Annotated in this window: 22 protein-coding genes; 7 read left to right on the top strand and 15 right to left on the bottom strand. The window is 64.9% G+C overall.

All coding sequences use genetic code 11. The annotated features are described in order from the left end of the window. Position 1 precedes the first annotated feature (1 nt). From ACE10Z_RS32445 to ACE10Z_RS32420, 6 genes are all read right to left on the bottom strand, one after another. The gene (locus tag ACE10Z_RS32445) at positions 2–1,450 is read right to left on the bottom strand and encodes a hydrogenase 4 subunit F (RefSeq protein ID WP_375784414.1); all 1,449 of its coding nucleotides are present in this window, start codon (positions 1,448–1,450) and stop codon (positions 2–4) included. After that, positions 1,447–2,109: a hydrogenase-4 component E gene (locus ACE10Z_RS32440; RefSeq protein ID WP_050404214.1), complete on the bottom strand. Its 663-nt coding sequence runs from the start codon at positions 2,107–2,109 to the stop codon at positions 1,447–1,449. The genes ACE10Z_RS32445 and ACE10Z_RS32440 overlap by 4 nt, the downstream gene beginning before the upstream one ends. Next, positions 2,109–3,065: a respiratory chain complex I subunit 1 family protein gene (locus tag ACE10Z_RS32435; protein ID WP_375784413.1), complete on the bottom strand. Its 957-nt coding sequence runs from the start codon at positions 3,063–3,065 to the stop codon at positions 2,109–2,111. The genes ACE10Z_RS32440 and ACE10Z_RS32435 overlap by 1 nt, the downstream gene beginning before the upstream one ends. Beyond that, positions 3,056–5,071, bottom strand: coding sequence for a hydrogenase 4 subunit B (gene hyfB / locus ACE10Z_RS32430; RefSeq protein WP_375784412.1), 2,016 nt, complete (start codon positions 5,069–5,071; stop codon positions 3,056–3,058). Before hyfB ends, ACE10Z_RS32435 begins: the two co-directional genes overlap by 10 nt. Then, a complete protein-coding gene (locus ACE10Z_RS32425; RefSeq protein WP_375784411.1) occupies positions 5,068–5,340 on the bottom strand; it encodes a helix-turn-helix domain-containing protein in 273 nt (90 codons plus the stop codon). Before ACE10Z_RS32425 ends, hyfB begins: the two co-directional genes overlap by 4 nt. A gap of 161 nt (positions 5,341–5,501) precedes the next feature. After that, positions 5,502–6,401 carry a CHAD domain-containing protein gene (locus tag ACE10Z_RS32420; RefSeq protein WP_375784410.1) on the bottom strand — a complete coding sequence of 300 codons (900 nt, stop codon included), beginning with the start codon at positions 6,399–6,401 and terminating at the stop codon, positions 5,502–5,504. Positions 6,402–6,686: 285 nt separating this feature from the next. Between ACE10Z_RS32420 and ACE10Z_RS32415 the strand changes: the two genes are divergently transcribed. From ACE10Z_RS32415 to ACE10Z_RS32405, 3 genes are all read left to right on the top strand, one after another. Beyond that, complete coding sequence (locus ACE10Z_RS32415) at positions 6,687–7,121, top strand: MarR family winged helix-turn-helix transcriptional regulator (RefSeq protein ID WP_375784409.1); 435 nt, start codon at positions 6,687–6,689, stop codon at positions 7,119–7,121. A gap of 77 nt (positions 7,122–7,198) precedes the next feature. Then, on the top strand, positions 7,199–7,966 hold the full coding sequence (locus ACE10Z_RS32410) for an enoyl-CoA hydratase-related protein (RefSeq protein ID WP_375784408.1): 768 nt from the start codon (positions 7,199–7,201) through the stop codon (positions 7,964–7,966). 112 nt (positions 7,967–8,078) lie between these two features. Beyond that, complete coding sequence (locus ACE10Z_RS32405) at positions 8,079–8,969, top strand: aldose 1-epimerase family protein (RefSeq protein ID WP_375784407.1); 891 nt, start codon at positions 8,079–8,081, stop codon at positions 8,967–8,969. A gap of 7 nt (positions 8,970–8,976) precedes the next feature. On the opposite strand, the gene ACE10Z_RS32400 is transcribed toward ACE10Z_RS32405, so the two are convergent. The 3 genes from ACE10Z_RS32400 to ACE10Z_RS32390 form a co-directional block, all read right to left on the bottom strand. Then, positions 8,977–9,177, bottom strand: a complete 201-nt coding sequence (locus tag ACE10Z_RS32400) for a hypothetical protein (RefSeq protein WP_375784406.1) — start codon at positions 9,175–9,177, stop codon at positions 8,977–8,979. 82 nt (positions 9,178–9,259) lie between these two features. Then, the gene (gene trpS / locus ACE10Z_RS32395; RefSeq protein ID WP_375784405.1) at positions 9,260–10,261 is read right to left on the bottom strand and encodes a tryptophan--tRNA ligase; all 1,002 of its coding nucleotides are present in this window, start codon (positions 10,259–10,261) and stop codon (positions 9,260–9,262) included. A 208-nt stretch (positions 10,262–10,469) separates the two neighbouring features. After that, on the bottom strand, positions 10,470–11,204 hold the full coding sequence (locus ACE10Z_RS32390; protein WP_375784404.1) for an SDR family NAD(P)-dependent oxidoreductase: 735 nt from the start codon (positions 11,202–11,204) through the stop codon (positions 10,470–10,472). Between the two features lie 199 nt (positions 11,205–11,403). Here ACE10Z_RS32390 and ACE10Z_RS32385 point away from each other — a divergent pair, with 199 nt between their 5' ends. Continuing rightward, positions 11,404–11,817 carry a DUF3830 family protein gene (locus ACE10Z_RS32385; protein WP_092124838.1) on the top strand — a complete coding sequence of 138 codons (414 nt, stop codon included), beginning with the start codon at positions 11,404–11,406 and terminating at the stop codon, positions 11,815–11,817. A 1-nt stretch (position 11,818) separates the two neighbouring features. Continuing rightward, a complete protein-coding gene (gene puuE, locus ACE10Z_RS32380) occupies positions 11,819–12,757 on the top strand; it encodes an allantoinase PuuE (protein ID WP_375784403.1) in 939 nt (312 codons plus the stop codon). A 12-nt stretch (positions 12,758–12,769) separates the two neighbouring features. On the opposite strand, the gene ACE10Z_RS32375 is transcribed toward puuE, so the two are convergent. The 6 genes from ACE10Z_RS32375 to ACE10Z_RS32350 form a co-directional block, all read right to left on the bottom strand. Continuing rightward, positions 12,770–13,533 (bottom strand): IS5 family transposase gene (locus tag ACE10Z_RS32375; RefSeq protein ID WP_375789853.1). Its coding sequence is split into 2 segments (ribosomal slippage): positions 12,770–13,195 and positions 13,198–13,533, totalling 762 coding nucleotides; the frame shifts between segments, so codons are not numbered across the junction. Positions 13,534–13,871: 338 nt separating this feature from the next. Beyond that, on the bottom strand, positions 13,872–15,404 hold the full coding sequence (locus ACE10Z_RS32370; RefSeq protein WP_375784402.1) for an ABC transporter ATP-binding protein: 1,533 nt from the start codon (positions 15,402–15,404) through the stop codon (positions 13,872–13,874). Further along, entirely contained in the window at positions 15,401–16,084 is a 684-nt protein-coding gene (locus tag ACE10Z_RS32365) for a cysteine hydrolase family protein (protein WP_375784401.1), read from the bottom strand. The genes ACE10Z_RS32370 and ACE10Z_RS32365 overlap by 4 nt, the downstream gene beginning before the upstream one ends. 16 nt (positions 16,085–16,100) lie before the next feature. Further along, entirely contained in the window at positions 16,101–17,027 is a 927-nt protein-coding gene (locus ACE10Z_RS32360; RefSeq protein WP_375784400.1) for an ABC transporter permease, read from the bottom strand. 1 nt (position 17,028) lies between these two features. After that, positions 17,029–18,141 carry an ABC transporter permease gene (locus tag ACE10Z_RS32355; protein ID WP_375784399.1) on the bottom strand — a complete coding sequence of 371 codons (1,113 nt, stop codon included), beginning with the start codon at positions 18,139–18,141 and terminating at the stop codon, positions 17,029–17,031. After that, a complete protein-coding gene (locus ACE10Z_RS32350) occupies positions 18,138–19,247 on the bottom strand; it encodes a BMP family ABC transporter substrate-binding protein (protein WP_375784398.1) in 1,110 nt (369 codons plus the stop codon). Before ACE10Z_RS32350 ends, ACE10Z_RS32355 begins: the two co-directional genes overlap by 4 nt. A gap of 371 nt (positions 19,248–19,618) precedes the next feature. On the opposite strand from ACE10Z_RS32350, the gene ACE10Z_RS32345 reads away from it, so the two are divergent. Together ACE10Z_RS32345 and ACE10Z_RS32340 are read left to right on the top strand one after the other, a co-directional pair. Further along, positions 19,619–20,890, top strand: a complete 1,272-nt coding sequence (locus tag ACE10Z_RS32345) for an allantoate amidohydrolase (RefSeq protein WP_375784397.1) — start codon at positions 19,619–19,621, stop codon at positions 20,888–20,890. Positions 20,891–21,028: 138 nt separating this feature from the next. Further along, on the top strand, positions 21,029–22,267 hold the full coding sequence (locus tag ACE10Z_RS32340; protein WP_375784396.1) for an ATP-binding protein: 1,239 nt from the start codon (positions 21,029–21,031) through the stop codon (positions 22,265–22,267). Positions 22,268–22,319 lie beyond the last annotated feature (52 nt).

Genomic DNA, 22,319 nt, shown 5'->3' with positions numbered 1-22,319 from the left:
CCTAGCCCAGGAGGTTGGCGACGTGCTGGAACCAAACAACCAGAGGTCCCGGAAGGTAGATGCCCGCAGTCAGCACCAGCGCGAAATGCGCGAACATCGGCAAATAGGATGCATCCGCCGGCGCGACATTGCCGCGCGGCTCGCCAAAAGCAAGGCTGGTCAGGCGCAGGATCAGCGCGCCGAAGGCAAGCAGCAGGCCGAAGACCAGCGGAATGGCGAGCAGCGGCTGGCGTGCAAAGGTGGAACTGACGATCAGAAATTCGCTCATGAAGATGCCGAGCGGCGGCAGGCCGGCGATCGCGACGACGCCGATCACGAGACTCCAGCCGAGGGCCGGATGGGTTTCGGTCAGGCCGCGAATGTTGGCGATCCGCTGCGTGCCCTTCACCTGTGCGATGTGGCCGACGGCGTAGAAGATCCCCGACTTGGTGAGGCTGTGCATCACCATGTGCAGCAGGCCGGCAAAGTTGGCGAGCGGGCCACCCATCCCGAACGCAAATACGATGATGCCCATGTGCTCGATTGAGGAATAGGCGAACAGCCGTTTGATGTCGCGGCGGCGGTAAAGCATGAAGGCTGCGAACAGCAGCGAGGTCAGCCCCATCGTGACCATCAGCGGGCCCGGCGATATCGCATCCGGATTGGCGGCGAGCAGGATCTTGAAGCGGAGCACAGCGTAGAGCGCAACGTTGAGCAAGAGGCCCGAGAGCACGGCCGAGATCGGGGTCGGGCCCTCGGCGTGGGCATCCGGAAGCCAGGCGTGCAGCGGCGCCAGGCCAACCTTGGTGCCGTATCCGAGCAGCAGGAAGATGAAGGCGACGTTGAGCAATGCCGGGTCGAACGTCGCCGCGCGGCTGATCAACACCGTCCACACCATGGCGTCCTGGCCCTCGCCGATGACCGGCCGCGCCGCCATGTACACCAGGATCGTGCCGAACAGCGCGAGCGCGATACCGACGCTGCCGAGGATAAAATACTTCCAGGCGGCCTCCAGCGCCGCATGAGTCCGGTAGATGCCGACCATCAGGACGGTGGTCAGCGTGGCGACCTCGACTGCGACCCACATCAGGCCGATATTGTTCGACACGAATGCGAGGTTCATGCCGAACATCATGACCTGATACATGGCATGGTAGAATCGCAGATAGCCCGGCGTCAGCCGCCCGGTCTCGAGTTCGTGGGCGATATAGCTCGCGCTGAACACGCTCGTGGTGAATCCCACGAAGGTGTTGAGCACGATGAAGACGATATTGAGATCGTCGATCAGCAGGTAATGGCCAGGCTGCGGGCGCTCGATGACGAGCAGCGAAAGTGCGGCCAGCAAGGTGCCGAGACTTGCCAGGATATTGAGCCCCGCGGTCAGCCGGTAGCCAGGCAGCGCCGCAAGCACGGCCGCGGCACAGATCGGTATCACGAGGACCCAGGCAACGGCATCCGACGCCGCAGTCATCGCCGCTCTCCCCTGAATTCGTCGAGCGCGCCGACGTCGACGGTGTCGAACCGCTCCCGAATCCGGAACAGGAACACGCCGATGACGATGAATGCGATCAGGATCGAAAACGCGACGCTGATTTCCACGACGAGCGGCATGCCCTTGGCGCCGGTCGCGGCCAGCACCAATCCGTTCTCCAGCGACATGAAGCCGACGACCTGGCTCACGGCGTTGCGCCGGGTCACCATGACGAGCAATCCCAGCAGCACCACCGACAGTGCGAAGGCGAGGTCTTCCCGCGCCAGCGGATCGGCGGCGCCGGTCACGCGGAGCATCACCATCATGGAGAGGGCGACGAGCCCCATGCCCGCCAGCATGGTCAGGCCGATACCTACCGAGGTCTCGATATCGCGATGAATGCCGAGCTGCTTGACGATCCGGTGCAGCGCCACCGGGATGATGGTCGCCTTGAAGACCAGCGCGATCACGGCCGTCACGTAGAGATGCGGTGCGTTCTGGACGAACGCCTGCCAGGCGACGGAAAGCGCGAGCACCACTGCATGAAGTGCAAAGATGTTCAGCAGCGCATACAGGCGGTCCTGGTACAGCATCATGAAGCTGATCAGCACGAGCCCGCCGGCGAGCAGATGGGCGATGTCGAAGGCGAGGTTGTGCATCAGAAGCTCCGTGACACGAACCGAAGCAGCGTGCCGAGCAGGCCGAGCATGAGCGCGGCGCCGAGGAACTCGGGGACACGGAAAACCCGCACCTTCGCCGTCGCGGTCTCGAACACGGCAAGCAGGAAGCTTGCGACCGCAAGCTTGAGGATGTAGGCGGCGACGCTCACCAGATAGGACAGCGGACCCGCACCCTCGGTGGTGATCTGCCACGGGAAGAACACGCAGATGATCAGGGAGATGTACAGCAGCAGCTTGAGAAAGGCGCCAAACTCGATCATGGCAAGGTGACGCCCGGAATACTCGAGGATCATCGCCTCGTGCACCATGGTCAGTTCCAGATGCGTCGCCGGGTTGTCGACCGGAATGCGCGCGTTTTCGGCAAGCGCCACCATGATGAGCGCAATCATCGCCATGCCGAGCGAGACGCGGAGTCCCACTTCGGACGACGCCATGAAGGTCGCGACCGTCGACAGCTGGGTGGAGCCGGCGATCAGCGCGACGCAGAATACCATCAACAACATGGCTGGCTCGGCCAACGCAGCGATCATCACCTCGCGGCTGGAGCCGATGCCGCCAAAGCTGGTGCCGACATCCATGCCGGCAAGTGCGAGGAAGAAGCGCGCGCTGCCGAGCAGGGCGACGATCGCGATCAGGTCGGCGCTCCAGTTGAACTCCAGGCCGGTTGCAAATGTCGGGACCAGCGCCGCGGCGACCCAGATCGCCGCGAACGTCACATAGGGGGTGACGCGGAACAGCCAGGACGCGTTTTCGGCGAGCACGACCTCCTTGCGTAGCAGCCGCAGCAGGTCGCGATAGGGTTGGAAGACCGACGGTCCCCTCCGGCGCAACAGGCGGGCCTTGACCTTGCGTACGACGCCGGTCAGGAGCGGCGCGAGCAGCAGCACGAGCGTCATCTGGCCCAACTGAACGAGGATGTCCGAGATCACGACCATATCGCGACGACCAGCAGCAATGTGATGAGGGTTATGAAGACCAGACTGAGGTAGCGGCGGATGGTCAGGAACTGGAGCTGGTTCAGCCGATCGGCGAAAAACCAGACGACTTCAGTCACCGGCGTATACAGCCGCTCCCAGACCAGATCGTGCATATCGACCCTGAAGCGGGCCGGCCGCAGTTCGCCCGGCGAAGGCATGTCGACATGCTCGCGGGCCTGGAAAACCAACGTGCCGAAGACCCGGCGGATCGGCTGGACGAAGCTCGCTCCGGAATACTGCGCCGCCGGTGTCGGATCGGTGAAGCCACACCCCCAGGCCGGTTCGCGCCGGATCGCGCGCGAGGCAAAGCGATGGATGAAATACACCGCAAGCGACGCCGCGGCCGTAATGAAAACAAAGACGAGCAATCCGTTGTAGGAACTGCGGCTCTCCTCGATCGGCACGATCGAGAACCAGGGGTCGTTCGCCTGGAGCGGCATCTGGTGGCCGATCATGGCCATCGCGACCGGCGAGAGCGCGTCGATCACCAGGCCTGGTAGAATGCCGGCGAGGAAGCAGAGCGCGGCGAGGCTGAACATCGCGGCAAGCGAATAGCGATCGACTTCGCCTGCGGCTTGTGCGGCCGGGCTCCGCGCGCGGCCGAGGAACGTGATTCCGAAGGCCTTGACGAAGCATGCGGCGGCGAGCGCCGCCGCCAGCGCCAACAAGGCGCCGACTGCGGGCACCATGATCTTCAGTAGCCATTGCGGCAGATCGGGGCTCTGCAGGACGGCCTGAAACATCAGCCATTCGGAGACGAACCCGTTGAATGGCGGAAGCGCCGAGATCGCAACGCAGCCGACGAGAAAGACGAAGCTGGTGAGCGGCATGCGGTGGATCAGGCCGCCCAGCTTCTCCATGTCGCGTTCGCCGGTCGACGTCAGCACGGCGCCCGCGCCGAAGAACAGCAGGCTCTTGAAGAACGAATGGTTGAGCACGTGGAACAGCGCGGCCGTGAAGGCGAGGGCCGCTGCCAGGCCGAGGCCGTTCGCCTGAAATGCCAGCGCCAGGCCGAGGCTTGCGAAGATGACGCCGATGTTCTCGATCGTGCTGTAGGCGAGCAGGCGCTTGAGATCCTTTTCCATCAGCGCATAGAGGATCCCCATCACGGCGGTCGTGCCGCCGAGGATGAGCACGACGACACCCGCCGACCAGCTTGGCGGCCCGAGCAGATCGAACACGACCCGGATGAAGCCGTAGATTGCGACCTTCGTCATGACCCCGCTCATCAGCGCCGAGACATGGCTCGGCGCTGCGGGATGGGCCAGCGGCAGCCACACGTGCAACGGAACCAGGCCGGCTTTCGATCCGGCGCCGAGCAGCATCAGCGCGAGCACCAGGGCGGCTTCGGACGGAGTGTGCTGGGCGCTGCGGATGGCCGCAAAACTGTAGCTGCCGCCAGCTCCCGCCAGCAGCCCGAAAGCGAGCAACAGAGCCAGCGTCCCGAAGCTCGCCATCACGAGATAGACGTAGCCCGCGCGCGCGTTGTCTGCCTCGCGGTGGTGCGCCATCACGAGCGCCCAGGACGCAAGCGACATGAATTCCCAGCACAAGAGGTAGGTGAACGCATCGTCGGCCAGCACGACGAGATTCATCCCGGCCAGGAACGCCGGAAAGAAGGGCAGGATGCGCTGTGGTGCGGATTCGTGACTGCCGTAGCCGAGGCCATAAAGACTTGCGGCCGCACCGCCGAGATTGACCACCGCGAGGAAGAATGCGGCGAGCGCGTCGAGGCGGAAATGCGATCCCAGCCACGGCAAGCCGACCGGTAACGTCAGTGTGGTCGCGCTGGTGTGGGAGATGAGCGCGAACAAGGCTCCGGCCAATGCGACCAACGAAATCACAAAGGTCGCGCCGTAGACAAGGACTGTCGATCGGCGCGATCGGCTCGTTGCGATCGCGAGAGCGGTCGTTCCCAGCAGTGCGGCAACACACCAGACCTGCTGAGTGACCGCCGGGATCATGTCTGCACCTTCGGCGAGCCGGATCCGGCCTTCAATCGCACGCCGCGGCCGCCGCCGTTGCTGACGGTACCCTCGTTGATGACTTCGACCCCGGCCGTGCCGAGCGCGTCGATCAGTTTCACAAGCGAGTCGACATTGCCGCGAATGGTGCCCTCGCTCGCCTCCATGCGCTGGATGGTCGGCACCGAAAGTCCGGACAGCTCGGCGAGCTGCCGTTGGTCGATGCCAAGCAAGGCTCTGGCAGCCCGTAGCTGCGCCGCGGTGATCATCGATCGAAGCCGTCGATTGAGAGTCGGGTCTATTTGGATGTCATTTATGCACATCAAGTAGTGATGCGACAAGTCCAATAAATGATGTTTTATACATCAATTATAGCGTGACCATCAATTCGGCCCGCATCCGCGCCGACGACGATGCGCTGATGCGCGCTTTAGCTGGAGATTTTCCGGTAGACCGCTGCGGCGCGGCGCAGCAGGCGGCTCTTGCGCTTCCGCTCGTGCACGCGCTGGTGCTTGGCCTTGCGCTCATCGGCGCGTCGCGCGAGGGCATCGGCGCTTTCGAGCAGCGTGCGGCGCACCTCGTCATCGTTCAATTCGCCGAGCAGTTGTTGTCCCTTGCGCAGATGCTTCAGGACGGTCCGCCATGACGCGTATTCGTCGGGGGGCAATCCGCCTTCCGAGAACTCGATCGCGTAGCGCAGCCGCTTGCTGGCGAGACGGACGCGGTGGCGCTTGTTCTTGCCCATGCCCTGCAGCCCGCGGCTTTTCTGGCAGAGTTTTCCATGCCACCGCGCCAGCCGGCGCGCGTGAAAGACTGCCACCGGCACGGCGCGCCGTTGCGCGGCACGGCGGTTCTGCCGCGCCGTCCAGGGGCCGCTGCCGACCCAGTCCCACATGCCGTCGAACCATTGCCAGTAACGGTCGCTTTGCAAGGCGTCCTTGAGCGCCTCGAACGCGTCGGTTCGCGCTGTCTGCAGCATGTGCTCTTCCGGCAGTCCCTTGCTGTTCTCGATCGCGACGTCGAGGTCGCGCGTTGCGCCGAGATGGGCGCTCAGCCATTTCAACTCGGATTTCAGTCGCGTCCATTCGGTGTCCGCCACCATCGGGCCGTAGAAGGCGACCGCGGCCTTCAGCCGCGTCAATGCGATGCGGGTCTGGTGGAGCGCGGCCGGATCTCCGGAGTTCAGCGCCTCGTGGTTGGTTGCGACTTCCTCGAGGCATTCGGACAGGATCAGGCGAAACGCGGTCTCACAACGCATGGCTTCGCTGAGATGGCGTAGCCGCTTCGGGCGGACAACGCGCTCCCTGTCCGAACTGGCCGCTGACGTCATGACACTCTCGTGACCCCGCCCGAGCCGCAATGCGAACCGCGGCTCCCGGATGGAAGATTTCCCGTTTGATCGTTGTTGATCAAGGGTTTTCTGCCGGGGCGCAGTGCAGCGATCCGGCGTCGCGATCAAAATGTCGCAATCAAAACGGTTGAGAGGGCTCATCCCTCGCATTTTACGGGGCTTGGATGCCGATGCATTGAGGCGCCGCAAAAAGGCAAACGGGCATCCAGATATTTCGCGTATGAAATATCTTGATATTTCGCACGCGAAATATATAATTGCGGCATGAGAGCGGAACACCGGCTGATCTTTCTTCTGACCGTGGCCTATCGGCGGCTGCAGCGCGCCATCGAACAGGAGACGGCCGCGCACGATCTGACGTCGGCGCAGGCAGGCGTGCTGTTCTTCCTCGGCCGCAATGACGGCGCGCTGATCGGCGACGTCTCGCAGGCGCTCGACATCGTGCCCTCGGCGATGACAGGACTAGCCGACCGGATGGAGCGTGCGGGCCTCGTCAAGCGCCGTCGCGACGGTGATGACGGGCGCAGCCAGCGGCTCCATCTGACCGTAGCCGGGCAGGAGCTCGGCAAGCGCGCCGCGACGCGGACCAGGGTGATCAACAACCGCCTGATGGACGGATTTTCGGAAGCGGAGATCGACGTGGTGTCGCGCTGGCTGACCAGCCTGCAAGAGAAATTTCCGAAAGACAAAGACGGTTAGCGCGCTTTCAAGCGAAGCGGGTGCCGGTTCGCGTGAAGAAAACGCGTCAAACAGGAAGCAAGCAACTGGAGTGAGACATGAGTGAAGTGGTCGTAGCGCTGGACGGTGGCGTTCTCACCGTGACGATGGCGCGTCCGGACAAGAAGAACGCGATCACCAATGCGATGTATGGCGCGATGGCCGACGCGCTCGAACGCGCGGAAAGCGATTCGTCGATCCGCGCCGTACTGCTCCAGGGCGACGGCGACAGCTTTACCGCGGGCAACGATCTCGCTGACTTCGCGGCGGTGTCGCGCGGCGTGCAGGGCGAGCGCCACGTGTCGCGCTTCCTCGCCGGTCTCGCCAAGGCGACGCGGCCGCTGGTTGCCGCCGTGCAGGGCAATGCGGTCGGGATCGGCACCACCATGCTGCTGCATTGCGATCTCGTGTACTTGGCGCCGACCGCGCGGCTGATCACGCCGTTCGTCAATCTTGCGCTGGTGCCCGAGGCGGCGTCGACCTACCTGCTGCCGCAGCGCATCGGCTATGCGCGGGCCTATGCGATGTTCGCGCTCGGCGAGCCGGTCGAGGCGGAGACCGCGGTCTCCATCGGCCTCGCCAATGCCGTGGTGCCGCTTGCGGATCTCCGCGCCAAGGCGCGCGCGGCGGCGGATGAACTGGCGAAGCGGCCGTTCGGCTCGCTCCAGCACACCAAGGCGTTGATGCGCGATCCCGCCAGGATCAGTGCGCAAATGGCGCGCGAGGGCGAAATCTTCCAGCAGCGGCTGATGAGCGCGGAAGCGCGCGAGGCCTTTGCCGCCTTTGCCGAACGCCGCCAGCCCGATTTCTCCAAGATCACGGGTTAGGCTTGGGGTTTGGGGGCCGCCATACGCGGGCGTCCTCATCGCTTTGGGGTTGACGGCGTCGCCGGCATCGAACATCTCGTGTCAGGGCATGGCGCAACCGGTGAGGCGAGGCATGAGCGACAGTCACACGCTGCGCGGCGATGGAATCGCCGCGACAATTCAGGCCCAGGGTGCCGAATTGTCGTCGCTCAGGAATGCCGAAGGGACAGAATTGCTGTGGCAGGCCGGCCCGCAATGGCCGCGCCACGCGCCGATCCTGTTCCCGATCGTCGGCCGGTTGAAGAACGACACGCTGCGCCACAACGGCAAGACCTATCCGATGACGCAGCACGGCTTTGCGCGGGATCGCCGCTTTGCCTGGGTCGAGCAGGGACCGCGATCATGCAAGCTCGCGCTCACCGACGATGCGGAAACCCGTGCGCGCTATCCCTTCGCGTTCAGGCTCGAGGTCACGTACACCGTTGATGGCGCCGGTCTCGATGTCGCCTTCGATGTCATCAACACCGGCGACGAGATGCTGCCGGCCTCGCTCGGTGGTCATCCCGCCTTCAACTGGCCGCTGGTGCCGGGGCTGCCGAAGGAGGCTTACACGCTGACCTTCGGCAAGACTGAACCTGCGCCGATCCGGCGGCTGAAGGATGGATTGATGCGGCCGCAGCCTGAACCCAATCCGGTCAAGGGCAGAACGCTTGCGCTGTCGGAGGAGCTGTTCGATGACGACGCGATGGTCTTCGATCAGGTCGCGAGTGCATCGGTCCTCTTCACGGCGACACTAGGCCCGGCAGCAGCCACGCAAGGCCCGGCGATCGAAATGTCCTGGCGCGGCTTCCGCGAACTCGGCATCTGGTCGAAGGTCGGTGGTGCGCCGTTCCTCTGCATCGAGCCATGGCACGGGTTTGCCAGCCCCGCGGAGTTCGACGGCGAGTTCGCCGACAAGCCTGGCTTGATGCACATCGCGCCGGGCGCACGTCAGTCGCTGGGCTATCGCATTCGCGTGGGCTGATCGAAGATCACTGCGCGCGGGAGCTGAGCGCGCTGGTGATCGCGCCCACCGATGGCGGATTTTCATGCGCCCAGGCCTCGTGCGCGGCGAGGTCGCGATAATGCTCGGCCATGCGCAGCAGCCGCGCGCGGATGCCGGCATCTTCCTCGCCCTTCGCTTGATCAGCCAGCTGTGCGGCACGTTCGAGAAGCGTTTTCGGATCGATCACGACAGGCTCCAAATCCGGTTTCGCCAAGCGGACAACGGTCATAGCCCAGCACAGTTCCTGCCACGCTTTGATGACGGCGCGTTCACAGCTGGAACAAGCCAAGCCCCTCCATGACGTCGCGCCTAGTGCGCTCGGTGATCTCCCGCGCTTTCAGGGTTCCGCGCCTGATCGCGTCAGCGATGTGGTCGCGATTGTTGGCGAGCTCGGCGCGCCGTGTCCGGATCGGTGCGATCAGGGCTTGCAGGATATCCTCCAGCCGCCGCTTGACGGTCGTATCGCCGAGCCCGCCGCGCCGATAGCGCACCCTCAGTTCCTCGACGACGTCGTGATCGTCGTCGAACGCGTCGAGATAGGTGAAGACGACATTGCCCTCGACCTTGCCGGGGTCGGCGACACGCAGATGATCTGGATCGGTGAACATCGCGCGCACGGCCGCCGAAATGTCATCTGGTGAAGCCGAAAGCGGAATGGCATTGCCCGCGGACTTGCTCATCTTCGCGCGTCCATCGACGCCGGGCAGCCGCCCCGCGCGCGAGATGACAGCTTCGGCTTCCTGCAGCACCGTGCGGCCCGCGAGCGTGTTGACCCGCCGGATAATCTCGTTGGTCTGCTCGATCAGGGGCGCCTGATCCTCGCCGACCGGCACGATTGTGGCGCGAAACGCGGTGATATCGGCGGCCTGCGCCACCGGGTAGCACAGGAAGCCGGCCGGGATGTCGCGTCCGAAACCGCGTGCGCGGATCTCGTCCTTGATGGTGGGATTGCGTTCCAGCCGCGCGACGGTGACGAGGTTGAGATAGAGCATCGACAGTTCCGCCAACGCCGGGAGCTGCGATTGCAAGCAGATCGAGGTGCGCTCGGGATCGATCCCGACGGCAAGATAGTCCAGCGCGACCTCGATCACGTTGCTGCGCACCTTGCCGATATCGTGCGCATTGTCGGTCAGCGCCTGCATGTCGGCGAGCAGCAGGAACTGCTCATGGCTGTCCTGAAATTTCAGGCGGCTTCGGAGCGAGCCGGCGTAATGGCCGAGATGCAGCGGTCCGGTGGTGCGGTCTCCGGTGAGGATGATCGGTTTGGTCACTGGTATCTCCATTCGGCTGAATGGGGACACCGCATGCGGGCTGGATGAAGCCGAACAAAAAAGGCCGCCCAATGCGGCGGCCCCGAAGATGCATGAACGCGTTCGGCCCGCCTGTCAGTCGGCGAGCCACCAGAAATTAGCGATGAGGTTCGATCGGTTCATGCCGCAAGCGGTAGGGCAAACCTGCGATGCAGTCAAGCCAGCATGCCTAGTTGAACGCCATGCCGCCGCTCATCGCGATGGTCTGTCCGGTCATGTAGGGATTGTTGACCAGCAGCATCACGGCCTGCGCGACCTCCTCGGCGGTGCCGAAGCGGCCGATCGGGATCCGGCTGACGAGGCCGCTCTGTCCCTTCATCATGTCGGTTTCGATCAGCGACGGCGCGACGGCGTTGACGGTGATGCCCTCCTTGACGAGGCGCGCGGCATAGCCACGGGTCAAGCCCTCCATCGCCGCCTTTGACGCGTTGTAGTGCGGTCCGATCGCGCCGGCGCCGCGTGCAGCGCCGGAGGAGATGTTGACGATGCGGCCCCATTTCCGGGTGCGCATCATCGGCAGCACCGCTTGCGTGCAGAGAAACGCCGATTTGAGATTGACGGTGATGGTGCGGTCGAAATCCTCTTCGGTGAGGTCGTCGATGCCCCTGACGATCGCGATCCCCGCATTGTTGACGAGGATGTCGATCGGGCCGAGCTCGGACTTGGCGCGCTCGACCAATCCGGCGACGGCGGCCGCTTCCGAGACGTCGGCTGCGACAGCAACGGCCCGGCCGCCGGCGGCAGTGATGCTCTTCGCCAGCGCTTCCGCTTCAGCCGACCGCTCGCGGTAATTGATGGCGACGGCAGCGCCGGCGTCCGCCAGCATCTTGACGATAGCGGCACCAATGCCGCGCGAGCCGCCGGTCACCAGCGCTACATGTCCGTGCAGACTGCTTGTTGTCATCGGCCGTCCTCCTTGTGCGTGCGGAGAGGTTCGCAAAGCGGGAGCCGGGGCGCAACGCAACCCTGCTCAAATCTGCGTTGCCGCCGCCGCCATTGCGGCAAAAAAACCGGCATCTAAGGCAGGAATCGGCCTTGCGTCCGGCGCGGGCCGGCGGCAATGGTTGGGGCATCGTTCCGTCCAGCCCACCCACGAGAGTTCGATGAGCAAACTGATTGTCCGCGCCGGCGAGTTCACGTTTGACGCCCGCTTCGAGGAGCAGCTCGCACCGAAGACGGTCGCCGCCTTCCGCAAGGCGATGCCGTTCGAGAGCCAGGCGATCCATGTGCGCTGGAGCGGCGAGGGCGTCTGGATGCCGCTCGGCGATCTCGATTTCGGCGTCTCCTACGAGAACCACACCAGCTATCCGGCGCCGGGCCAGATCATCCTCTACCCGGGCGGCATCAGCGAGACCGAGATCCTGCTTGCGTATGGCGGCGTGCATTTCGCCAGCAAGATGGGCCAGCTCGCCGGCAATCATTTCATCACGCTGACCTCGGGGCTGGAAAACCTCACCGCCTTCGGCAAGACCGTGTTGTGGAAGGGCGCGCAGCAGATCCGCTTCGAGGAAATCTGATGTGACCGAGGCCCGCTATCCGCGCGATCTCCGTGGCTACGGCCGCAATCCGCCGGATCCGAAATGGCCCGACGCTGCGCGTGTCGCCGTGCAGTTCGTGGTCAATTTCGAGGAGGGCGGCGAGAACAACATCCTGCACGGCGATCGCGCCTCGGAGGCGTTCCTGTCCGACGTGCTGGGCGCGCAGCCCTGGGTCGGCCAGCGTCACGCCAATATCGAGACCATGTTTGAATACGGCTCGCGTGGCGGCTTCTGGCGGCTGTGGCGGATGTTCACCGAGCGGAAGCTGCCGGCCACGGTTTTCGGCGTCGCGATGGCGCTGAAGCGCAATCCGGATGTCGTCGCTGCGATGCAGGAGGCAGGCTGGGACATCGCGAGCCACAGCCTGCGCTGGGTCGAGCACAAGGACATGTCGGAGGACGAGGAGCGCGCGGAGATCGCCCGCGCCATCGCCGTGCATACCGAGGCGACCGGCGCGCGGCCGCTCGGCTGGTACACGGGCCGCTCCTCGATCAACACGCTGCGGCTTCTGATGGAGGCGGGCGGCCTGCGCTATCTCTGCGATTCCTATGCCGACGATCTGCCGTACTGGATCAGGGCAGCGGGTACCGAGCCGAATCTCGTGATCCCCTACACGCTCGATGCCAACGACATGCGCTTCATCAACGCGCAGGGCTTTGGCGGCGGCGACGAGTTCTACACCTACCTGAAGGACAGCTTTGACGTGCTCTATGCCGAGGGCGCGACGTCACCCAAGATGATGTCGGTCGGCCTGCATTGCCGTGTCGTCGGCCGTCCCGGTCGTGCCGCCGCGCTGATGCGCTTCCTCGATTACATCCAGAAGCACGAACGCGTCTGGGTGCCGACCCGGCTCGCGATCGCCGAGCATTGGCACGCCAATCTGAAGCATCTCGCCGCGGACGCGTTCGAGATCGGCTAGGTGGTGTGGACACTAGCGCATCCATAGAACAATGGCTGCGAGGGTGATGACGGCGCGATAATTTCGGGCGGTCTTTTCGAAGCGGGTTGCGACGCGTCGGAACTGCTTGAGCTTTGAGAAGCAGCATTCGACGAGATGACGCTGGGCGTAGAGGTGCTTGTCGAGCGGATATTTGAGCGCGCGTGACGGGTTGTTGGGAATGACGGCGATCGCGCCTTTGGCAACAATGGCTTGGCGCAGATGATCGGCGTCATAGGCGGTGTCGGCCATGACGACCTCGGCGGATAAGCCTTCGATCAATGCGGCGGCTTGCGGTGCATCGCCCTTCTGACCTGCGGTAAGCGTGAACCGCACCGGACATCCCAAGCCTCGAACGGCCATATGTATCTTGGTGCTCAGGCCCCCGCGCGAGCGACCGATCGCTTGATCTTCAGACCCCCCTTTTTGGCGCCGGCGGCGTGCTGATGCGCCCGAACAATGGTGGAATCGACGATCAGATATTCGAAGTCCGGATCATCGGACATCGCCTCGAAGATCCGCCACCAAACACCCTTGATGCTCCATCGGCTGAAGCGCCGGAACACGCTGTTCCAATCGCCAAAGACCTCCGGGAGATCGCGCCAGGGAGACCCCGTACGCACGATCCACAGCACACCTTCCACGAACATCCGGTTGTCGCGCCCGGTGGAGCCCTTCTGATCGGGGCGCCCTATGATCAGCGGCGCCATCCGCTCCCACGCCGCGTCGCTCAATACCAAACGGTCCATCACTCCCAAGGCGGCCTCCCAAAAGCAGCCTTGAATCTGATTTGCTCCTAAAAGGGAATCCTTAGAGTCCACACCACCTAGCGTGCGTTGATATGACACGGAGTGCTGATAAGCCGCTCCGTCATTGCAAATGTCGGGATCTTGCCGGGATTGCGCGGCCATAAACTCCGTGTCGTCCCTGCGAAAGCAGGGACCCATAACCACGAACGCTGATTGTTGCGCAACGCTGGAACCACGAATCCCGTTCACAACATCCGCCGCGGGGTATGGGTCCCTGCTTTCGCAGGGACGACATCTTTGCGTGGCCAGAGCTGATTGCAGCGCCCCGTTGGCAATGACGCGGATGGTCAATGCCCGGCCATATGGCGGCCGATCTCGGTGAGGTCGGCCTCGCTGGCACGGGCCTCGTGAACGAACGCGCCGTGGAACATCACGACCAGCCGGTCCGACAGCTCCAACAGCTCATCGAGGTCTTCGCTGACCAGCAGCACCGCCGCGCCGCGGTTGCGCGCGGCCATGATCTCGGCGTGGATCTGCGCCACCGCGGCGAAGTCTAGTCCGAAGCATGGGTTGGCGGCGATCAGCACCTCGACGTCGCCCGAGAGCTCGCGCGCCAGCACCGCGCGCTGCACGTTGCCGCCCGACAGCGCCGCGATCGGCGTCTCCGGCGTGCGGGTTTTTATCTTGTAGCGGTTGATCTTGCGCTCGGCGTCCGCGCGGAAGGCCGACCGATTTAGCCACCAGCCGCCGCGCGCGAACGGCGCGCGGTCGAACTCGCGGAACGCGATGTTGTCGGCGACGCTCATGCCGCCGACGCAGGCGTTCTTCAGCGGCTCCTCCGGCAACAGCGACATCTTGTGGCGCCGCATCTCCTCGCGGCTGGCCGCATAGGTCTCACCCTGGACGCGGATCATGCCGCCCTCGGCGTCGCGCTGGCCGGCCAGCACCTCGACCAGCTGGCGCTGGCCGTTGCCGGAGACGCCGGCGATGCCGACGATCTCGCCGCTCTTCACCGTCAGCGACACGCCTTGCACGGCGATGGCGCCGGCATCGTCGAGTGCGGTGAGCTTGTCGAGCTCGAGCCGGGGCGCGCCGGTCTCGCCGGTCCGTGGCGGCTGCACGGTCAGCTGCTCGGCGCCGATCATGGTGCGGGCCATCTCGTCGGGCGTGAGATCGGCGACCCGGCCGGTGCCGGCGAGCTTGCCGCGGCGCAGGATCGTGACGTCATCGGCAAACGCCATCACCTCGCGGAACTTGTGGGTGATCATCAGGATGGTGAGCTCGCCCGCAACCACCATGGCGCGCAGCATGCCGAGCACCTCGTCAGCCTCGCCCGGCGTCAGCACCGAGGTCGGCTCGTCCAGGATCAGGAAGCGGCGCTTCAGATAGAGCTGCTTGAGGATCTCGCATTTCTGCCGCTCGCCGGCGGAGATGTCGGAGACCTTTGCGTCGAGCGGCACCTTGAACGGCATCCGCGCGAGGAAAGCCTCGAGCTCCTTCTTCTCCTTGCGCCAGTCGACCACGGAAGGCACATCGTCGCGCGCCAATACCAGGTTCTCGGCGACCGTCATCGCCGGCACGAGGGTAAAGTGCTGGTAGACCATGCCGAGCCCGAGCGCATGCGCGTCCTTGGGATTGGCGATGGTCTGCTGGCGACCGCCGACGAGGATGTCGCCCTCGGTGGCGTGGTAATAGCCCATGATGCATTTCACGAGCGTGCTCTTGCCCGCGCCATTCTCGCCGAGCAGCGCATGAAACGAGCCGGGACGCACCTTGAGCTCGACATTGTCGAGCGCAAGGAAATCGCCGAACCGCATCGTCATGGCGATGGCGTCGACGCCGAACGCGCCTGAGGGTGCGGGCGGCTCGCCGATGATCACGACAGCGCTCCGATCAGGTCGGCGGATTTGGTCACTGCGCCGAACACGCCGCCCTGCATCTTGATCATCTTCAGCGCGTGGTCGTGGTTGCTTTTGTCGGTCGCGCCGCAGCAGTCCTCGACCAGCACGCATTCGAAGCCGCGGTCGTTGGCCTCGCGCATCGTGGTGTGGACACAGACGTCGGTGGTGATCCCGGTCAGCACAATGTTCTCGATGCCGCGCAGCCGCAGCATCAGCTCGAGATCGGTGGCGCAGAACGAGCCTTTGCCGGGCTTGTCGATGATGGGCTCGCCCGGCAGCGGCGCGAGGTCGGGGATGATCTCCCAGCCCGGCTCGCCGCGCACCAGGATGCGGCCGCAGGGACCGGGATCGCCGATGCCGGCGCCGATCTGGCGCGAGCGCCAGCGCTTGTTGGCGGGCAGGTCGGCCAGATCAGGCCGGTGGCCCTCACGGGTGTGGATGATGTGAAAGCCCTGCGCGCGCATCACCGCGAGCAGCTTTCTGATCGGCTCGATCGGCGCCCGGGTCAGCGAGAGGTCGTAGCCCATCTTGTCGACATAGCCGCCGACACCGCAGAAATCGGTCTGCATGTCGATGATGATGAGCGCGGTATTCTCTGGCCGCAGGTCGCCATTGTAAGGCCAGGCGTAGGGCTCGGACTTGATGAAGCGCTCGGACATGGAATGATCTCGCGGTCTATCGGGTGATGGACAATTCGGCGGGCGCGCCGGTCAGTGTGCGCTTCGGCGAGCAGGTGATGATCATGATCGCGAGCGTCAGGATGTAGGGCGCGGCGTTGAACAGGTGGTAGCCGGAGGTGATCCCGACCGATTGCAGTGCGGGCCCGAGCGCGGCGGCGCCGCCGAAGGCGAGCGAGGCCCACAGGCACAGCATCGGGTCCCAGCGCGCGAAGATCACCAGCGCCACCGCGGTGATGCCCTGTCCCGAGGAGAGCCCTTCATTCCAGCTGCCGGGATAGAACAGCGACAGGAACGAGCCGCCGATGCCGGCAAGGAAGCCGCCGACCATGGTGGCGCGGAGCCGGATCAGCAGCACGGAGTGGCCCATCGCGCGCGCCGCGTCCGCGCTTTCGCCGGCGGTGCGGATCAACAAGCCCCAGCGCGTGGTCCTGAACGCCCAGTAGAGCAGCGGCGCGATGGCGACGCCGATCAGGAACAGCACGTTGATGCGCAGCGCCGCGCGCACCTGCGGCACGTCGCTCCACCAGCCGAAATCGATCGCCGGCAGCCGTGCCGCCGTCGGCTCGATCAGCGGCTTGCCGAGGAAAAAGGCGAGCCCGGTGCCGAGCAGCATCAGCGCGATGCCGACCGCGATGTCGTTGACCCGCGGCAGCGAGCAGATGCCGGCATGCAGCGCGCCGAACACGGCGCCGGTGACCCCGGCCGCGAGCACACCAAGCCACGGCGAGCCGGAGAGATAGGAGATGCCGTAGGCGCTCATCGCGCCCATCACCAGCGTGCCCTCGAGGCCGAGATTGATGCGGCCAGATCGCTCGGTGATGCATTCGCCGAGGCTGACGAACAGGAACGGCGTCGAGACGCGAATGGCGCCGCCGAACACGGCGAGCGGGACAGTCCAGAGCCCGAGCGAGCTATCTGCCATGTCAGGACTTTCCCTTCAGGAAGCCGATCCGCCCGTAGAGCGCGTCGCTCGCCAGCACGAACACGAAGATGATGCCTTGCAAGACCAGCACCGACGCATCGGGCAGGCCGAGCCGCCGCTGCAACAGGCCGCCGGAGGCGGAGATGCCGCCGAGCAGGATCGCGACCGGAATGATCGCCAGCGGATTCTGCCGCGCCAGGAACGCAACGAGGATGCCGGTGAAGCCGTAGCCCGCGGCGAGGTTGGCATTGGTGCGGCCTTGCACGGCCGCGACCTCGATCATGCCGGCCAGGCCCGCGCTGCCGCCGGCAAGGAAGCAGACGGTCAGGATCAGCTTGCCGACACTGAGCCCCACGATCTTGGCGGCGCGGATGTTGCCGCCGGCGACGCGCGCGGCGAAGCCGAAGGTGGTATGATAGATCAGGATGTAGGCGGCAACAGCCGCGACGAGGCCGAACACCAGGCCCCAATGCACGTCGGTGCCGGGAATGCTGCCGATCATGTTGGCGGCGCCGATCTCGCGCGTCGACGGCTTGTTGAGGCTGGCCGGATCGCGCATCGGTCCCTCGACCAGATGGTTGAGGATCGCAAGCGCGATATAGACCAGCAGCAGGCTCGAGATCGTCTCGTTGACCCCGCGATACTGCCGCAGGCCGCCGGACAGCATGATCCAGAGGCCGCCGCCGATCATGCCCGCGATCACCATCGCGATCTGCACGACGATCGGGGCCGCGCCCTGCAGCGCCAGCGCCGCTGACGTCGCCGACAGCGCGCCGATCAACAGCGCGCCTTCGCCGCCGATGATCACCATGCCGAGCTGCGCCGGCAGCGCCGTGCACAGCGCGGTCAGGATCAGCGGCGCGGCGCGGGTCAGCGTGTTCTGCCAGGAGAACCAGGTGCCGAACGCGCCGTAATACATATAGAAATAGAGGTCGAGCGGGTTCTTGCCGTAAAGTGCGATGAAGCCGCCGAACACCGCGAGCGCGCCCGCCAGCGCCGCGCCCGGGATCAGGATGTATTCGATGCTCGCGCCGTAGCGCTGGAGGAATCCGGGATCGGCGGCCGGAGCAACGCCGCCGGCCGCCTCCACCGATTCCGCCGCCTCGGTCGTCACGCGGTGGCTCCGATCACGCCCTCGACGAGATAGTCCATCTTCTCGAGTTCGGGATCCTGCTGGCCGCGGTCGGTGCCGGAAGCGATCACGGTCTTGCCCTTGTTGTCGACCAGCGGGCCCTTGAAGATGGCGTACTCGCCGGACATGAACTTGGCCTTGACGTCGTCGGCATGCTTGCGCGCTTCCGCCGAGACCATCTCGCCATAGGGCGAGACCTTGACGATCTGTTCCCTGAGGCCGCCGCGATAGAAGTTCGGGATCGCTTCACCCGCGGTGATCATCTTGACGAATTTCGGATAGAGCGCTTCCCAGTTCCACTCGGCGCCGGTGAGATAGGCCTTCGGCGCCAGCGGCGACTGGTTGACGTGATAGCCGCACACCATCGCGCCGCGGCGCGCGGCGTTCTCGACCATCGTCTTCGGTCCGTCGACATGGCAGGTCAGCACGTCGACGCCCTGGTCGATCAGGCTGTTGGTCGCCTCGGCTTCCTTGACCGGCATCGACCAGTCGCCGGTGAAGATCACCTGCGTGGTCGCCTTGGGATTGGCGAGCCGGGCGCCGAGCGTGAAGGCATTAATGTTGCGCAGCACCTGCGGGATCGGCTTGGCCGCGACGAAGCCGAGCTTGCCGCTCTTGGTCGAATAGCCGGCGACGATGCCGGAGATGTATTGCGCCTCGTCGATGTAGCCGAAATAGCTGCCGGCGTTCTTCGGGTCCTTGTCGGTCCACAGGCCGCCGCAATGCTCGAAGTGCAGCTTTGGAAACTTGCCCGCCATCTTGACGACGTGCGGGTTGTAGTAGCCGAACGAGGTCGGAAACAGCAGCGTGGCGCCGTCGAGATTGATCATGGACTCGATGGTCTTCTCGACCGCGTCGGTCTCCGGCACCTTCTCTTCCTCGACCACCTTGATGCCGGGAAGCTTCTTCACCGCCGCCGCGCCCTGGGCGTGGGCCTGATTGTAGCCGTAGTCGTCGCGCGACCCGACATAGATGAAGCCGACCGTGGTTTCCGCTGCCGCCGCGCCGCGAACGCCAAGCGTGCTGCCGAGCGCCAATGCCGCGCTTCCCTGCAATAAATGCCTTCTTGAAATCCTGCCAAAATCCATCGCCTGCTCCCTCCGGCGGGTCCGGCCCGCCTGTCCTTGTCCCGGCCGCCGTAACGGCGGCGCTTGAGGGACCGTCGCAAGCTTCGTGCCAGAGCACATTCAACGATCATCGCTCCATAAGTATTTGAATATGAATGCGAACAATTGTCGGAGTAGCATGGATCGGAAGCCGCCTTTGGCTTGATTGCCTATTTTATGAGCTATCAATCTCTGTTGTATGCAATGCCGTTAAGCAGTCGCTAACCGCCGGATGGTCGCCGCGAGCCGGTCGGGGGCGGCGACCAAGGCGTGATTTGCCGGCTGGTCAATCGGATCTGGCCTGCTACGAGTGAAGCGGGCTCGGGTGCCGGTTTGGACCGATGGGAAACAGCATGAGCGAGAAGAAACCGTCCGCGAATCCGCCTTCCCTTGGCGACGAGATCGTGGCGCGGATCGATCAGCTCGCGGCGATCTCGGAGACGCCGGAGCATCTGGCGCGCGTCTTCCTCACCGATGAGCATCGCAAGGCGGCCGATCTCATCCTGTCCTGGATGCGCGAGGCCGGCATGAACGCGCATCTCGACGCGATCGGCAATGTCTGCGGCCGCTACGAGGGCGATCGGCCGGGCCTGCCGGCCCTGATGCTCGGGTCGCATTACGACACCGTGCGCGACGCCGGCAGATGGGACGGCCCGCTCGGCGTCATCACCGCGATCGCCTGCGTTGCCGATCTGAACCGGCGCGGCAGGCGGATGCCGTTCGCGATCGAGATCGTGGGCTTCGCCGACGAGGAGGGCGTGCGCTTTGCGTCGACCCTGCTCGGCAGTCGCGCGGTTGCCGGCACGTTCGACGAGAGCGTGCTCAACACGCGCGATCGCGCCGGCACCTCGATGCGCGATGCGCTGGTCGCCTTCGGGCTCGATCCCGATCATATCGGCAAGGCGGCGCGCGCCCGCCGCGAACTGCTCGGCTATGTCGAGCTGCACATCGAGCAGGGGCCCGTGCTGGAAGAGAAGGCGCTGCCGGTCGGCGTCGTTACCGCGATCTCAGGCGCGACCCGGTTGGCAGCCAGTCTCACCGGCGTCGCCGGCCATGCCGGCACCGTGCCGATGAAGCTGCGGCGCGATGCGCTGACGGGCGCTGCCGAATGCATCGTTGCGATCGAGCAATTCTGCAGGAGCGATGAAGCCGGCCTGGTCGGCACCGTCGGCTACATCAGCGCTATGCCCGGCGCCACCAACGTAATCCCAGGCAAGGTGTCGTTCACGATGGACATCCGCTCGCAGAGCGACATGCATCGCAAGCGCGCCGTCGCCGACATCGTGCGGCAGATCGAGGCGATCGCAAAGCGCCGCGAGCTCGCGTTGCAGATCGACGTCACCCACGAGAACCGCAGCGTGCCCTGTGCGCCATGGCTGAAAGCGCAGATCGCCGAGGCGGTCGCCGGCGAGGGCTATGCCGTGTTCGAGCTGCCGAGCGGGGCAGGGCATGACGGGATGGCGATGGTCGACGTCGCCGATATCGGCATGATCTTCGTGCGCTGCCGCGGCGGGATCAGCCACAATCCGGCCGAGCATGTCGAGCTCGCCGACGCCGACGCCGGCGCGCGGGTGCTGCTGCGCTTCGTCGAGAATTTTCGTCCGCACGTTGCAGTGCATATCTGAAGCTGCCGCGCTTCGGGGCGGCCGACGGTCCGTTTTCCGCCGTGCCGAATTTGGACAGAATTGCCACCAGACCGCTCCCAGTTGAGGCTATTGCACGCCACCCGTGAAGCGTTAGACTTACCCATCGGGGGGAAGGACATGAGGTCGTCCGTCGTCCAGGACGTTCAGTTCCCAAAACAACCGGCGCTGCAGCTGATCTATGACACTGCACCGATCGGTCTTGCCTACCTCTCTCCCGATTGCCGTTACCTTCAGATCAACCAGCGGCTCACCGAAATCTGCGGCATCTCGGTCGAAGGTCATCTCGGACGCACGGTGCATGATTGCGTGCCCGGACTCGCCACGGCGGTCGAAGGCATCGTCCGCTCGATCATGGAGACCGGGCAACCCGTGACCGACGTGGAGGTTTACGGCCAGCGTCCGGGCCACAATGACGAGCGATGCTGGATCACGCATTGGCACCCGCAGCGCGAGCCGAACGGCAGCATCGTCGGCGTCAACGTTGCGGCCGAAGAGATCACCGATCGCAAGCGCAGCGAACGCGAGATCCGTGCCGCGCGCGACGCGGCCGAGAAGGCCTTGCACCATTTGCAGGAGACCCAGGCGTCGCTGATCGAGGCGGAAAAGCTTGCGGCGCTGGGCCGGCTGGTGGCCGGCGTCGCACATGAGATCAACAGTCCGGTCGGCACCAGCCTCACCGTCGCCTCGGTGCTGGAGCAGAAATGCGCCGACTTCGCCGCCGAGGCCGCGCGCGGCAAGCTGAAGCGCTCCAGCCTGAGCGATTTCATCGAGGTCGTCGAGAGCGCGTCGTCGCTGCTGGTCGGCAACCTCAAGCGCGCCGCGGATCTGGTGCAATCGTTCAAGCAGGTCGCCGTCGATCGCAGCTATTTCGACCGCAGCCAGTTCGATCTCGGCGAGGTGACCGAGCAGGTTCTCTCGAACCTGCGTCCGGCGTTGCCGAAGAACAATCTGACGCTCGAGGTCGATTGTCCGTCCGGTCTTGCGATGAACAGCTATCCCGGTCCCTACGGCCAGGCGTTGACCAATCTGTTCGTCAATTCGGTCGCGCATGCCTTTCCGGACGGCAAGGGCGGCGCCATCACGATCCGGCTGCGCGCGTTGGGCGCGGATCGGGTGGAAATCCTGTTCGCCGACGATGGCTGCGGGATGAGCCGCGATGTGCTGCGGCAGGCCTTCGATCCATTCTTCACCACGCGGCGCGACATCGGCCGTATCGGGCTCGGCCTCCACATCGTTCACAACATCGTCACGAACCGGCTCGGCGGAGAGCTCCATCTGGACAGTGCCCCGGGCATGGGGACGACCGTGCGGATCGAACTGCCGCGGGTGGCGCCGCAGCGCGGAACCGATGGTTGATTGCAAAGATTGTCGTCCCTGCGAAAGCAGGGACCCAACCACGAATGCCGGT

Origin of the sequence: Bradyrhizobium sp. Pha-3 (assembly GCF_042258615.1) — a bacterium.
Classification (GTDB): Bacteria; Pseudomonadota; Alphaproteobacteria; order Rhizobiales; family Xanthobacteraceae; genus Bradyrhizobium.
Note: the sequence above shows the minus strand (reverse complement) of the source record. Positions and strands in the feature narration are given on the sequence as shown.

Bases quoted from the DNA above. Each gene is read 5' to 3' on its own strand.
- ACE10Z_RS32445 (WP_375784414.1), bottom strand. From the start codon at position 1,450: ATGACTGCGGCGTCGGATGCCGTTGCCTGGGTCCTCGTGATACCGATC.
- ACE10Z_RS32440 (WP_050404214.1), bottom strand. From the start codon at position 2,109: ATGCACAACCTCGCCTTCGACATCGCCCATCTGCTCGCCGGCGGGCTC.
- ACE10Z_RS32435 (WP_375784413.1), bottom strand. From the start codon at position 3,065: ATGGTCGTGATCTCGGACATCCTCGTTCAGTTGGGCCAGATGACGCTC.
- hyfB (WP_375784412.1), bottom strand. From the start codon at position 5,071: ATGATCCCGGCGGTCACTCAGCAGGTCTGGTGTGTTGCCGCACTGCTG.
- ACE10Z_RS32425 (WP_375784411.1), bottom strand. From the start codon at position 5,340: ATGATCACCGCGGCGCAGCTACGGGCTGCCAGAGCCTTGCTTGGCATC.
- ACE10Z_RS32420 (WP_375784410.1), bottom strand. From the start codon at position 6,401: ATGACGTCAGCGGCCAGTTCGGACAGGGAGCGCGTTGTCCGCCCGAAG.
- ACE10Z_RS32415 (WP_375784409.1), top strand. From the start codon at position 6,687: ATGAGAGCGGAACACCGGCTGATCTTTCTTCTGACCGTGGCCTATCGG.
- ACE10Z_RS32410 (WP_375784408.1), top strand. From the start codon at position 7,199: ATGAGTGAAGTGGTCGTAGCGCTGGACGGTGGCGTTCTCACCGTGACG.
- ACE10Z_RS32405 (WP_375784407.1), top strand. From the start codon at position 8,079: ATGAGCGACAGTCACACGCTGCGCGGCGATGGAATCGCCGCGACAATT.
- ACE10Z_RS32390 (WP_375784404.1), bottom strand. From the start codon at position 11,204: ATGACAACAAGCAGTCTGCACGGACATGTAGCGCTGGTGACCGGCGGC.
- ACE10Z_RS32385 (WP_092124838.1), top strand. From the start codon at position 11,404: ATGAGCAAACTGATTGTCCGCGCCGGCGAGTTCACGTTTGACGCCCGC.
- ACE10Z_RS32365 (WP_375784401.1), bottom strand. From the start codon at position 16,084: ATGTCCGAGCGCTTCATCAAGTCCGAGCCCTACGCCTGGCCTTACAAT.
- ACE10Z_RS32360 (WP_375784400.1), bottom strand. From the start codon at position 17,027: ATGGCAGATAGCTCGCTCGGGCTCTGGACTGTCCCGCTCGCCGTGTTC.
- ACE10Z_RS32350 (WP_375784398.1), bottom strand. From the start codon at position 19,247: ATGGATTTTGGCAGGATTTCAAGAAGGCATTTATTGCAGGGAAGCGCG.
- ACE10Z_RS32345 (WP_375784397.1), top strand. From the start codon at position 19,619: ATGAGCGAGAAGAAACCGTCCGCGAATCCGCCTTCCCTTGGCGACGAG.
- ACE10Z_RS32340 (WP_375784396.1), top strand. From the start codon at position 21,029: ATGAGGTCGTCCGTCGTCCAGGACGTTCAGTTCCCAAAACAACCGGCG.